The sequence below is a fragment of the Streptomyces violaceoruber genome, from assembly GCF_033406955.1.
GTDB lineage: Bacteria > Actinomycetota > Actinomycetes > Streptomycetales > Streptomycetaceae > Streptomyces > Streptomyces violaceoruber.
This window is the reverse complement of record NZ_CP137734.1, coordinates 7,877,900-7,890,573: the sequence shown is the minus strand read 5'-3', so window position 1 is coordinate 7,890,573 and position 12,674 is coordinate 7,877,900. Positions and strand designations below refer to the sequence as shown.

General features: G+C 76.2%; 10 protein-coding genes. 4 read left to right on the top strand and 6 right to left on the bottom strand.

Annotated features, from left to right (window positions below; genetic code table 11):
- Positions 1-490: 490 nt before the first annotated feature.
- The 3 genes from R2E43_RS35570 to bdeA all read right to left on the bottom strand — a co-directional run bounded on the left by R2E43_RS35570 (position 491) and on the right by bdeA (position 5,826).
- The gene (locus tag R2E43_RS35570) at positions 491-1,771 is read right to left on the bottom strand and encodes a PucR family transcriptional regulator (protein ID WP_030872201.1); all 1,281 of its coding nucleotides are present in this window, start codon (positions 1,769-1,771) and stop codon (positions 491-493) included.
- Between the two features lie 120 nt (positions 1,772-1,891).
- Positions 1,892-4,723, bottom strand: coding sequence for a helix-turn-helix transcriptional regulator (locus R2E43_RS35565; protein WP_332056972.1), 2,832 nt, complete (start codon positions 4,721-4,723; stop codon positions 1,892-1,894).
- Between the two features lie 170 nt (positions 4,724-4,893).
- Positions 4,894-5,826: a bis(hydroxyethyl) terephthalate hydrolase gene (bdeA, locus tag R2E43_RS35560; RefSeq protein ID WP_003978149.1), complete on the bottom strand. Its 933-nt coding sequence runs from the start codon at positions 5,824-5,826 to the stop codon at positions 4,894-4,896.
- A 390-nt stretch (positions 5,827-6,216) separates the two neighbouring features.
- Between bdeA and R2E43_RS35555 the strand changes: the two genes are divergently transcribed.
- Positions 6,217-7,104: a Gfo/Idh/MocA family protein gene (locus tag R2E43_RS35555; RefSeq protein WP_093455478.1), complete on the top strand. Its 888-nt coding sequence runs from the start codon at positions 6,217-6,219 to the stop codon at positions 7,102-7,104.
- A 6-nt stretch (positions 7,105-7,110) separates the two neighbouring features.
- Here R2E43_RS35555 and R2E43_RS35550 read toward each other — a convergent pair whose 3' ends face one another.
- Complete coding sequence (locus tag R2E43_RS35550) at positions 7,111-7,482, bottom strand: hypothetical protein (RefSeq protein ID WP_003978147.1); 372 nt, start codon at positions 7,480-7,482, stop codon at positions 7,111-7,113.
- A gap of 294 nt (positions 7,483-7,776) precedes the next feature.
- On the opposite strand from R2E43_RS35550, the gene R2E43_RS35545 reads away from it, so the two are divergent.
- The 3 genes from R2E43_RS35545 to R2E43_RS35535 all read left to right on the top strand — a co-directional run bounded on the left by R2E43_RS35545 (position 7,777) and on the right by R2E43_RS35535 (position 10,476).
- Complete coding sequence (locus R2E43_RS35545; RefSeq protein ID WP_011027312.1) at positions 7,777-8,979, top strand: glycoside hydrolase family 64 protein; 1,203 nt, start codon at positions 7,777-7,779, stop codon at positions 8,977-8,979.
- A 71-nt stretch (positions 8,980-9,050) separates the two neighbouring features.
- Positions 9,051-10,178, top strand: coding sequence for a PP2C family protein-serine/threonine phosphatase (locus tag R2E43_RS35540; RefSeq protein WP_016325231.1), 1,128 nt, complete (start codon positions 9,051-9,053; stop codon positions 10,176-10,178).
- A 76-nt stretch (positions 10,179-10,254) separates the two neighbouring features.
- Positions 10,255-10,476 carry a hypothetical protein gene (locus tag R2E43_RS35535; RefSeq protein WP_003978144.1) on the top strand — a complete coding sequence of 74 codons (222 nt, stop codon included), beginning with the start codon at positions 10,255-10,257 and terminating at the stop codon, positions 10,474-10,476.
- Positions 10,477-10,588: 112 nt separating this feature from the next.
- On the opposite strand, the gene R2E43_RS35530 is transcribed toward R2E43_RS35535, so the two are convergent.
- On the bottom strand, positions 10,589-11,065 hold the full coding sequence (locus R2E43_RS35530; RefSeq protein WP_003978143.1) for a DUF5709 domain-containing protein: 477 nt from the start codon (positions 11,063-11,065) through the stop codon (positions 10,589-10,591).
- A 72-nt stretch (positions 11,066-11,137) separates the two neighbouring features.
- A complete protein-coding gene (locus R2E43_RS35525; protein ID WP_332056971.1) occupies positions 11,138-12,631 on the bottom strand; it encodes a hypothetical protein in 1,494 nt (497 codons plus the stop codon).
- Positions 12,632-12,674: the final 43 nt, after the last annotated feature.

Genomic DNA, 12,674 nt, shown 5'->3' with positions numbered 1-12,674 from the left:
GTGCTGAGCGGGACGCCGCGGTGGCCCCGTGCGGCACCCCACCCGAACGCCCGGAGAGCCCCTGTCGCAGCAACGGGCCGGGGAAGTCGAGACGGCGCACCGGCCGGGACGGCCGACGGCAGAGGCCGGGCCGGGCCGGGCCGGGCGACGGGGAGGCCGGGCCCGGGAGGCAGGGGCCGCTGACCGGCTGCGGCACGCCGCCCGTCCCGGCTGCGACCCTGGAGCCGGCCGGCGGAGCCGCGCGCCCGCCCCCGGCGCCCCGCACCGACCGGTGCTGAGCGGGACGCCGCGGTGGCCCCGTGCGGCACCCCACCCGAACGCCCGGAGAGCCCCTGTCGCAGCAACGGCGAACAGGCCGGGGAAGCCGAGCACCGCGTACCGGTCGGGGCAGGGTGGGCCCGGACGGCCGGGGGGCGCACCGCCCGGCTGCGGTACTGGAGTTGAGGGGGGCGGGTGGCTGCGGCCGGTCGGGGGTCGGGCGCCGCGCGCCTCAGTCGTGCAGGACGCGTCGCGCCGTCAGGGCGAGGCTGAACTCGACGAGGTCGGCCGGGCGGGCCAGGGAGCGGCCGGTGAGCTGTTCGCAGCGCCGGAGGCGGTTGAGGACCGTGTTGCGGTGGCAGTAGAGGCGTTCGCCGGCGCGCTGGGCCGAACCGTCGCAGTCGAGCCAGGTGGTGAGGGTGTCGAGGAGCACGTCGCGGTCGGCGGACTCCAGGCGGAGCAGGGGGCCGAGCACCTTCTCGGCGAGGGCCCGGCCCAGCTCGGGGCTGGAGACGACCAGGGCGGCGGGGAGCTGGTCGGCCAGTCGCACGGTGCCCCCGGCCGGGGGGCAGATGGTCAGGGCCGTGTCCGCGAGCCGACGGGCGTCCCCGACGGCGGCGAGTCCGTCGACCGGGCTGCCGACACCGACCCGGAGGCCGGGGACGGGGGCGTCCTGCGCGGCCTCCGGCCGGTGCGGTTCCGGGAGCCCGTCGTGGTCGCCGAGCGAGACGATGCCGTAGTCGGTCTCCGCCCCGGCGTGCCAGTGGACCCGGCTCCCGGGCGGTACGGCGGCGCGGGCGGCGTCGGGCCGGGCCGGTGGCCCGCCGGCGACGGCGACGACGACGTAGCGGCCGTGCTCCGGGAGGCCGAGGACCCGGGCGGCCTCGGGCAGGTCGGCGATGCGACCGGTGCCGTCGAGCAGGCCGGCGGCCAGCTGCCGGACCCGGTTCTCGCGGCGCCGGCCGAGCTGCCACTCGGTCTGCCGGTAGGCGTCCGCGACGAGGGTGCAGTGCTCGTCGACGAAGTTCCACACGTCCGCGGCCACGTGCACGAGGAGCCGCACGTCCTCCGGTGCGGCCCTGGAGGTCTCCTCGACCAGCCGCTGCCACACCAGCGAGCCGCCCAGGCGGAAGGCGTGCAGCAGGGCGTCAAGCGGGAGTCCCTGCTCCGCGCGGGCGGCGCCGATCCGCCAGGAGCAGCGGCGGGCCGCGTCCCGGGCGCCGCGCGGGTCGAGCAGCGAGGCCACGCTGTGCCGCAGGGAGCGGTGGGCCTCCTGCCAGGTGGCGGTGGGGTCCTTGGTGAGGGCGGCCCGGTAGGCGGGCTCCTGCTCCCGCAGCAGCGCCATCAGCCGGTCGGTCAGGTCGGGCAGGTCGTCGAGCAGGGCGCGGGCGGCCCGGTGCAGGACACGCAGGGCGTCGGCGTCGATCAACGACGTGACTCCGGGTGTCCGCGGGCGTGGAACGGGCGTCAGCCCGGTGCGGATCGCTGCTCGTGACCGTACGGCGTGCTGCATCGCGGTCCTCCCCGGGGCAGGGCTTGCGGAGGCGCCTTCCCGCGACGGGCCGTCCCGCCGCGCCGGGCCTGCCCCCTGACTCGTCCTGCCCCGAAGGATGGCATACCGTCCGGTCGGTCCCTAGGGTTGTGCACCGGTCTTTTCCTGGTGTCCGGCTCGACGCGCGTCCTGGGCCGCCTGCGCCTCCTGGGCCCGCTCGGCCTGCCCGACCATGCGGGCCAGCTCCAGGCGGGACCGTACGCCGAGGGCGGCGAAGACCTTGCGGAGGTGGTAGTCGACGGTACGGGTGCTCACCCCGAGGGTCAGCGCGACCTCGCGATTGGTGGCGCCCTCGGCGACCTGTCGCGCGATGCGCAGTTGCTGCGGGGTCAGGCGGCCGAGGCGGGCCGGTGTTCCGGCTCCGGCGCCGGGGCTCCGCGGGGCCGCCCCGAGGGCGCGGAGTTCGTCGCGTGCCTGCGCGGCCCAGACGCCGGCGCCGCAGCGCTCGAAGCCGGCCAGCGCGGTGCCGAGGCGGCCGCGGGCCTCGCGGGGTCTGCGCCGCCGGCGCAGCCACTTGCCGTACAGCAGCGCGGTGCGGGCCCGCTCGAAGTCGCCGCCCGCCTCGTCGTGCCGGTCGAGGGCATGGCGGTAGAGGGCGTCGGCGTGCTCCGCGGGGGCGAGGAGGGCGTGGCAGCGGGCGAGTTGGGCGGCGGCCTGCGGATCGGCGCCGAACGCCGCCCAGTCGGCGAAGTCCGTGAGGACCCGGCGGGCGTCCTCGTCGCGTCCGGCGAGCACGGCGGCCTCCACGAAGCAGGGCACGGCCAGCCGCCACACCGCGAAGTGGCCCCGCCCCGGCCCGGGCAGGACCAGGAGTCCGAGCCGGTCGGCCGCGTCGAAGGGGCGCCCCCGCCCGAGGTCGGCGCGGGCCGCCGCCCACTGGGCGAGGGCGGCCGCCTGGGCGAGCCCGTGCCGGCGGGCCGTGTCCAGGGCGGCCGCGACGTGCCTGGCGACGGCGTCCGGCTCCTCCTCGATCGACGCGGCGAGCGCCAGTACCGCCCGGTGGTGGGCCGCCGTGTTGCGCTGCCCGGCCCGCAGGGCGGTGCGCAGCCCCTCCTCCGCGTGGGTACGGGCCTGCGGGTGCCGCCCGGCGCGCAGTTCGGCGTAGGCGAGGTACTCCAGGGCCTGCGGGACCAGCGCGTCCGACCCGAGCTGCCGGGCCGCGGCCAGCGCCCGGGCCCCGCCGCTGCGGGCTGCGTCCACGTCCCCGAGCAGCAGCGCCGCCGCCGCCGACCGCAGCAGTGTCTCCGGCCGGTCCCCGGTCCTGCTCCGCCGGACCACCTGCCCGAGCGGTGCCCCGGCCCGGTCGAGCCGTCCTTCGAGCAGCGCCCGCATCCCGACGCGGTGGTCGTGCACGACGGCGGCCGTGCGGGCCGCGGCGGGCCCGTCGGACCCGGGGGACGGGTGCTCGGCGCGGAGCGGGGGCTCGGGGGCGAGCGTGGCCAGGCACGCCGGCAGGTCGCCCGCCGCCCAGGCCGCGTCGGCGGCGGCCAGTGCGGCGGCCGCGGCCTCGGCCGGATCGTCCGCGGCGAGCAGGGACGCGGCCAGCAGCAGGGACTGGTGGGCGTCACCGACCGGACCGTCCCTCAGTTCCGTCATACCGCGCAGCAGCTCGGCCCGCCCGCGTACGGCGTCGGGGGCGGCGCGGTCCCGGGCCGCGGCGAGCAGGGGGCGCGCCCGTTCGGGCCGCCCGGCGAGCAGGGCCTGTTCGGCCGCGGCGGTGTAGCGCTCCGCCCGCCGCGCCCCGTCGGCCGTCAGCTCGGCGGCGCGGGCGTACGCGGTCGCGCGCAGCCGGTGCGAGGCGGGCACCGCGCCGTCGGCCGCCGTCGCCGCCAGCCGGTCCGCCGACGCCGGTGCGGGTGCCGGACCGTCCAGGGACCACGAGCGGTGCAACAGCGCCGTGAGGCGGTGGCCGCCGCCGTCCAGCGCGTCGGCCAGCGCGCGGTGCACCGCGCGACGCCGGTCCGCGGCGGCGGTGGCGTGCACCGTTCGACGGACGAGCGGGCTGCGGAAGCGGAGCCGGTCACCGGCCAGGACGAGCTGCCCGGGCAGCGGTTCCGCACCCGGATCGGGTCCGAGACCCGGATCGGGACCGAGACCGGGACCGTGACCCGGTGCCGGCCGCAGGCGCCGTAGCGCGTCGCGGACCATGCCGGCGTCGGCGTCGGCGTCCGACCCGTCCGAGGCCTCTCCGGCCGCCGCCACCGTCAGCAGCAGGTCCCGCGCATGGGCGGACGGTCCGGTCGGCACACCGCCCGCGGCCTCGGCGAGGACACCCGCGTCGGCCAGCGGGCTGGGCAGCGGCCGGTGTCCGCGCAGCTCGGCGGGTGACAGGCGGCGCAGGAGGGCGACGAGCAGGGCCGGGTTCCCCTCCGCCTCGGCCAGGAGCTGCTCGCGGACCGCCGGTGCGGCGACGCCGTCGGTCAGGTCGTCGAGCAGGGCGGCGGCCCTCGCCGGTGCCAGCGGGTCCAGGTGCACGACGGGCAGCCGGGCGAACTCCGGGCCGACGGCACGGTCCGAGGCGACGGAGAGCAGCAGGCCGACCCGGTCGGCGGTGGACAGGAGCCGCGCCGCACGGGCGAGCTCGGTGCGGGCCGGCGCATCCCACCGGTGGGCGTCGTCCACACACACCAGTACCGGCGCCGCGACGGCGGCCGCCCGCAGGGTGTCGAGCAGTTGCCCGGCGGTGAGGTGCGCGTTCGCGTCGGGGCCGGGCCCGAGGTGGAGTACGGGACCGGCCCGGAAGGAACGGGCGGCCCACTGGAGCAGAGTGGTCCGGCCGAGTCCCGGTTCGCCGGCCAGGAGGAGCCGGCCGCCGTGGGCGGGCAGCGCCTCCAGCATCGCGCGCAGCGCCCTGCGTTGCGCGCTCCGGCCGTGGACCCGCACGGCCGTACGTACGGTCGTCTGTCCGGTCATTCCCGGGAGGTTACGCGCGCGTAACCCGGTGCGGAAGGCGTCGATCCGCCCGCGCCCGCCCGGGCATCGTCGCTGTCACCTGCGGTTGTGCGCCCGGGTGGGTGGTACGGGCACTGTGCCGGCGCCCAACGGGCACCGGTCCCGGTCGTGCGCCGGCACAGCGGAGGGTGTCAGGAACCGTGCGGGCAGTTGCCCCGGTACTCCTCGATCGTCAGGCTCGGCCGCGGCAGCGGGCACAGGAACTGCTCGTAGCGGGTGTCGTCGTCGATGAAGCGCTTGAGCCAGGAGATGCTGTACTTCGCGATCGTCGTGTTGGACGTGTTGGGCGAGAAGTGGGTCGCGTTGTTCAGCTCCAGGTAGGCCCGGTCGGTCGACGAGGGCAGGCCGGAGTAGAACGGTTCGGCGTGCGAGGCCACGGGGGCGATAGTGTCGCCGTCGGCCCCGACGACCAGCGTCGGCGTGCTGACCTCCGGCCAGCTCTTGTCCAGGTTCCAGGGGGTGAGGGGGATCGCCGCCTGGAGCGACGGCCGGGACTTGGCGGCCTCCAGGGTGCCGCCGCCGCCCATGGAGTGACCCATGACGCCGAGTCGGCCGCTGTCGATCCGGCCGCGGACGGAGCTGCGCCCGGTCAGGTAGTCCAGGGCGGCCAGCAGTTGCCGCCCGCGGGAGTCGGGCTGGTCCAGCGTGGTGTTGGTGTCGATGGTGAAGACCACGAAGCCCTGGGAGGCCAGGCGCGGGCCGAGCCAGGCGATGGACGACTGGTACGCGGTGAACCCGGGCGCGATGACGACGGCGCCGAACGTGCCGTCGCTGGTGCTGGTCGGGTAGTAGATGGTGCCGCCGCCGAATCCGGTGACCGCGAGCGAGGAGACGCTGGTGTCGGCCACGGAGTAGGGACCGCGCAGGGCTTCGATGCTGGACTCGGTGGGCGCCGGGCCGCGCTCGTACGGGTTGTCGGCGGCCTGGGCTCCCGGGCCGGTGAGGGTGCCGAGCACGAGGACCGCGGCCACGGCCGCCGTCACTGCGGCCAGCCGCCGCCGGACGCCCCGGAGGACGGGGCGCGCGGCGCCTGGGGCGGCGTGGGTGTGGGGGTTCTGCTGCACGAGGGGGGTGTCCTCTCGGTCGTGGCGACCGGCCCGGCCCGGCGACGCACACGGCCCGGAACGCGTGGGGTCGCGTTCGGGCCGTCCGCCGGGCGGACCTCGCCGATGGGTTGGCGCTGCCACTGTCGAGGGGCGGAACGGGCCGGGGGATCGGCAATTTCACCGGTCTCGTACGACTCCGGCGGTACGGCCCTGGGGCGCGGACGCCGGGCCCGGGACGGCGGGGGCGCGTGGCCCGGCACGGTTGCGCCGGGCCCGCGGTGCCCTCCGCACTGTCCGCACGTCCCGTAGGTGTGACACGCTCGGCGTCGGCCGGGCTGTCGCACGCCGGTCGTCAAGGAGGATCGTCGGCCGCCCGTCATCGGGTCGGCACCGTGGAGAGGCGACGGGATGCGCATCGGACTGCTCGGCACCGGCCCCTGGGCGGACATGGCGCACGCCCCCGCCCTGGCCGGGCACGACGACCTGGACTTCGCGGGGGTGTGGGGCCGCCGCCCGGACGCCGCCGAGGAGCTGGCGCAGCGGCACGGCACACGGGCCTACGCCGACCTCGACGCCCTGCTGGCCGACGTGGAGGCCGTGGCCGTCGCGCTGCCCCCGGCCGTACAGGCCGGCCTGGCGGTGCGGGCGGCGCGGGCCGGGTGCCATCTGCTGCTCGACAAGCCGCTCGCGTCGACGGTGGCGCAGGGGCGGGCGGTGGTGGAGGCGGTGCGGACGGCGGACGTCGCCTCGGTGGTCTTCTTCACCACCCGGTTCCAGCCCGAGACCGAGGCGTGGATCACCGAACAGTCGTCCCGGGAAGACTGGTTCACGGCCCGGGCGCAGTGGCTGGGCGCCGTGTTCGGCGGCGAGGACAGTCCGTTCGCCGACTCGCCGTGGCGGCGGGAGAAGGGCGCCCTGTGGGACGTGGGGCCGCACGCCCTGTCCGTGCTGCTGCCGGTGCTCGGTGACGCCCGGCGCGTGGCGGCGGCCGCACCGGGTCCCGGCGACACCGTCCATCTGGTCCTCGACCACACGGGCGGGGCGTCCAGCACGCTCACGCTCAGCCTCACGGCGCCGCCGGCCGCGGCGGGCGCCGCGGTGGAGCTGCGCGGCCGGGCCGGGGTGACGCTGCTTCCGGAGACCACGCAGGGTCCGGTGCCGGCCCTGCGGCGGGCCGCGGACGCGCTGCTCGCCGCCGCCGGTGGCGGGCGCCCGCATCCGTGCGACGCCGCGTTCGGGCTGCGGGTCACCGAGATCCTCGCCGAGGCCGAGGGCCTGCTGACCGGCCGGGAGTGAGCGCCGTCAGCCCTCGGGCCGGGCCGGCCCAAAGGGTTCGTCGCTCCACCGGAACCAGGCCCGGTCGCCCTTGATGTGCAGCAGGAACTCGGCGACCGGTCCGTCGGGCGACACCAGCCGCACCCGACGTTCGATCTCGTCGTGGACCGCCTCCCACCGCGTCCAGTGCTCCGCGTCGTCCGCTTGTGCGAGGGCGAGTTCGCGGGCGAACAGATCGCGGACGGCGCCGTAGGCCGGACCCGCGCGGAACCGGCCCGACAGCCAGGGGAAGTCGGCCTCGTCGATCCGGATCTCCCCGATGTCGGCGGACTCCGCGTCGGCCGCCCCGCCCGCGTCCGGTGCCCGGCGCACGTGCCAGACCTCGCCCTCGAATCCCATGCCGCCTCCGCCGTACCCGCGTCGCCCGTGGCCGTGGCCGTGGGGGCCAGCATGTCATCCGGCACCGGCGACCGGCCGCCACCGCCTCGCGCCGCCGGTCGGCTGATTAAGCGCGCCTTAAACACCGGTTAAGCGTTCCCCGCCCGCCGTCACGCACCCCAAGTCCCAGCTGGGACAACGGGTTTGGAGCCGGAGGCGGACGGTTGGCCGGGCCGGGCACGCTGCGTACCATCGCCGCACCGCGTGAGAGCGCTCTCAGGCTCTGTCAGGCCCCGATCACTGGAGACCCCCCACATGACTCCTCGTCACCAGCGTCCGCTCGCCCGCCGCAAGCTGCTCGTCGCCCTCGGCGGGGCGGTCGTGGCCGCACCGGTCGCCGCCGCCGTCGCCCCGCACGCCCTCGCGGGCATCGGCCCGGACGGCCCGGCCCCCGCGGCCGCCGGCGCCCTGCCGCTGACGATCGTCAACGACACCGGCTCCTTCGGCAACGCCGACGTGCACGTCTACATCGTCGGCAACGTGGACGGCCGCCAGGTACGGGTCACCCCCGACGGCACGGTCGCCCCCGTGGCCCTCTCCGACAACGGCGCCGACGGCTACACCGACTACGCGATCGGCCTGTCGGGCAGCGGCGAGACCAAGCTCAGCCTGCCCCACCTCTCCGGCCGGATCTACGTGTCCCTGGGCGAGAAGCTGAAGTTCAAGGTCGTCGCGGACGGCGCGGGGAACGCCGCGCTGCAGTACCCGGCGGGCTGGGTCGAGTCCGACCCCAACTACGCGGTGCTGCACGACTGCGCGGAGTTCACGTACAACGCCGCCGGAATGTTCTGCAACACCACCATGGTCGACATGTTCAGCGTGCCGCTCGCCATCCGGCTGACCGGTGCCGACGACCGGACCACCGGCACCGTGCGTCCGGGTGGCCGGGCGGCCGTGTTCGAGGCGGTGCGGAAGGTGGAGGAGTTCGCGCCGCTGGTCGTGGACGACACCCGGGTGATCGCCCCCGGCCACGGGCTGGACGCCGGTCTGTTCCCCAAGGACTACCTCGCCCCGTACATCGACGAGGTGTGGAGCACCTACACCGGCAAGGACCTGAGGATCACCACCAACGCCGGGACCTTCACCGGCCGGGTGCGCGGGGACCGGCTGACCTTCGACGGGCCCGCCCAGGTGTCCTTCGCCAAGCCGTCCACCCGGGACGTGCTCTTCTGCGACGGCAACCTCGCCGCCCCCAACGACGGTACGACCGGTCCCGTGGCCGCGGTCCTCGGCGCCGGTTTCAACCGCTCCACGCTGGTCTCCTCCGCCGAACAGCCCACGACCGATCCCGCGACGTTCTACGGGACCGCGCTGACCAACCACTACGCGAAGGCGGTGCACGCGGCCACCGAGGACGGCCGGGCGTACGGCTTCGCCTTCGACGACGTGGCCGACTTCGCCTCCTACATCCAGGACACCGCCCCCACCGGCATCCGGCTGACGCTCGGCGCCTTCTAGGACCCGTGCGGGGACCGTCCGCCCCCGCCGCTCCGCGTGCGGACGGCGCGGCGGCGTAGGAGCGTGGGGGTGTGCGAAAGGTGTCCGCCCCGCCGCGCCGGGGCGAGGACCGGCGGAGCTGGCTGAGCGGGGCGCCGCCGCCCCGCTGGGTACGGGTGCTGCCGCCGGCCCTCGTCGCGGCGATCTGCGCGGCGACGCTGCTCAGCGACGAGCCGCTGGAGATCGGGTTCCTGCTGGGCGCCATCCCGCCGCTCGCCGTACTGTCCTACGGCCCGCTGGCCACCGCCGTCCTGGGCGGTGTGGTGATCGTGCTGCTGCACATCCCGGCCCTCCAGCTCGACCGGCCGGGCGACGCCGACCTGCTGACCATCGTCTTCGTCGCCGTGCTCAGCGTCTTCGTGTCCTTCGTGCGCAGTCGCCGCGACGCCCAGCTGGGCCTGGAGCGCACGGTCGCCGAGGCCGCTCAGCACGCCGTCGTGCCGCCGCTGCCCGAGCGGGTGGGGGCGGTGCGCTGTGCGGGGCTGTACCGGGCGGCACAGCGCGGCACGCTGGTCGGGGGCGACTTCTTCGACGTGCGGGACGGCCCCTTCGGGGTACGGGCGGTGATGGGCGACGTGCAGGGCCACGGCCTGTCGGCGGTGTCGACAGTCGCCTCGCTGCTGGGGGCGTTCCGGGAGGCGGTGCTCGACCAGGCGGACCTGGCGGCGGTGGCCGGGCGGCTGGACCGCAGGCTGCTGGTGGACTCGGCGGACGCACGGCACGCCGAGCTGTTCGCGACGGCCGCGCTGCTGGAGTTCTCCGCCGACGCGCTCGAGGTGCGGGTCGTCGTGTGCGGCAACCCGCCGCCCCTGCTGCTGCGGGGTGCGGACGCCGCGGAGCTGGAGGTCTCGCCGTGGACGCCGCTCGGGCTGGGGCTCGCGGACGCCGGGGCGATCGAGGCGTGCACGGTGTCGCTGCGCCCCGGCGACCGGCTCTTCCTCGCCTCCGACGGGGTGGTCGAGGCGAGGGACGGCAGCGGCGCCTACTACCCGCTGGCACGGCGGCTGAGCGGCCTCGCGGGAGAGGATTCCGCCGCCCTCCCCGACCTGGTCTGGGCGGACCTGGCACGCTTCTGCCCGGACGTGCAGGACGACGTGACGATGCTGGTGCTCACCCCTTCGCCCCCGGCGCTCCGGATGCGCGGTCCGGTTCCGCATTGAATGGTGATATCGGGATATTCGGGACCGACAACAGCACGGCACCGAAGCAGCGATCCGGACTCGAGGAGCACTGATCATGTCGACGTCACAGCCCGACGCCTCCCGGCCCTCCGAAGCCCGCGCGGGCGACGACCGCGCCACTCCGGACGACCTGCTCCACACCCGCACCGGCACCGACGTGTCCCCGGAGGACCTGGTCCTGGCGGCCGGCCGGGACGTCACCCCGCAGAACCTGGAGTGGGCCAGGCGCAAGCTGGCCGACGAGGGCCCCGCGGCCCTCGACAAACTGCTGCCGTGACCGCGCGGAGCCCCCGGCCGGACGGGGAATCGTCCGGCCGGGGGCTCCCACTCGCGTCCCGCCCTTTCTGTCCAGGCCTATCCTGACCAGGCCTTTCCTGTCCGGCCCTTTCCTAGGAGTCCGGCAGCTCCGTCTCGTCCTCCACCACGTGCACGGCGGCCTCCTCGGCGCCCGCGGCTCCGCCGTCGATGCCGACGTCCTCGGCCACGGTCTCCTTGGTGGTGTCGGCGCGTACGCCCTCGTCGGGGGCGACGAGCCGGCCCGAGCGGTCGGTGCCCGCCTCCGGATCGACCGGTTCGCCCTCCCCGTCGGGCTCGTCGCCCACGCCGTCGCCGTCGGGCGCGGACACGTCGGGCACCTCTTCGGCCAGCCGTTCGTCGAGGGTCTCGCCCTCGTGCTGCTCGGCGGCCGTGGTGCCGTGCTTGGTCACGCCCAGGGGCTTCTCCGGCGGGGAGTAGCCCTCGTCGAGCGTGTCGTCGTAGGTCCGCTCGTCGAGGGCGTCCTGGAGGTCGAGGGGCGCGGCGTCCTCCTGCTCCTCGTTGCCACCGGTGGGCTGGTAGGCGTCGTCGGCCATGGGGTCCGTGCCCATCGCTGCCTTCCTCTCGCGCTCGCGTCGGCTCGTGCTCTCACTGTCCGGTTCGCGTTTCCCGATACGCGATCCCTAACCCGGGGGTGCGACGCGGATCTCCAGGTCGGTGATGCGGTGCGGGGTCCAGTCGCGGGCGTATCCGGGCGGGGTGCCGCCGGGTCCGGTGATCGCGGCGACCGGGATCCGCCGGGCGGTGTCGACGATCTCGGCGGCGGTGGTGTTCTCGTTGTTGCCGCTGACGGAGCCGGAGGAGCAGCCCGTGTAGTAGCCGACCGGGATGGACTCGTGCCCGGTGAGCAGGCAGGGTGGCCGGACCCCGAGCCGGTGCAGTTCACCGGCGACGCGGGCCCAGTCCTCGCGGCTCTCGACGTTGCGGTCCACGGTGCCCACGAGCACCGAGAACTGGACCGCCAGGTGACCGGCCACCGCGAGCGCGACCAGCGTCGCGGCCACCGGGCGCCACCGGTCGCGCCCGGCCCCGGCCAGGTGCCACAGCGCGTCGGCGACCGGTACGGCGAGCAGGGCGTAGGCGGGTTGCAGGAAGCGGGGCGCCGCGTAACCGATCAGGAACAGGTACGGCACCGCGGCCGTCACGGCGCAGGCGAAGGGGACCAGCGTCGCGGTGGCGCGGCGGGCCCGGACCGCGACGGCCACGCCGAGGACGGCGACGACCGGGAGCAGCAGCCACCACGCGGTGACGACCGGGTGCGGCATCGCTCCGGTGCACGGCCGGCACAGGCCCCGGCCGCCCAGGCTGCGCATCTGGTCGTCCACGGCGATGTTCCAGCCGAGGCCGCCCTGGATCTCGGAGGCCCGGGCCAGCCGCTCCCCGAGGCCGCCGTACCAGGCGTGGGCCTCGATCACCCACTCCACTCCCCCGGCCGCCAGGCCGCCCGCCAGGGCTAGCAGCAGCGGCCAGTGGCGGCGCACGAGGACGAGGGCGAGCAGGGGCAGGGTCACCCAGACCGCGTCGGTGGGCCGCATCAGCGCCATCAGCAACGCCCCGGCCGCCACCCCGCACAGCGCGGCCCGGCCGGAGCGTCCCCGCCCGGCTCGCAGGGCGCGCAGGGCGCAGCCCACCGTGATCAGGGCGCCGATCGCGACCCAGTAATTGGGCATGGCCTGCGGACCGTAGAAGAGGGTCACCCACAGAGTGGCGAAAAATGCGCCGGCCGTGGCGAGGACCCGGGAGGGAAAGAGGCCCTTCCAGGCGCGCAGGCCGAGGTACAGGCCCAGTCCCGAGAGGAGGGCGAGGTAGACGCGCAGCAGTTCGGTGGACGCCGACCAGGAGGCGAGGGGAGCCACCAGCAGGGAGACGCCGCGGGCGCGGGGGGCGCTGAAGAAGGCCGCGGGGTGGTGGGTGGTGACCTGGCTGACGTAGACGATCTCGTCCCAGCCCAGGCCCATGGCCGGGTGGACGAAGACCAGTTGGGCGAGGGTGAAGACGGCGGCCACCGCCGCGGCCGGGGCGGCGCCGCGCAGCCGTCGGGGGGCGTCGGAAGCCCCCGCCTCCTCGCCCCCGCGTACGCGTCTGCCGGCGAGGGTTGCGTTCGCGCCGTCGGCCATGGTGCACCCCTCACCCCCGCTCGTCGCGGGGTCGCTCGTCGCT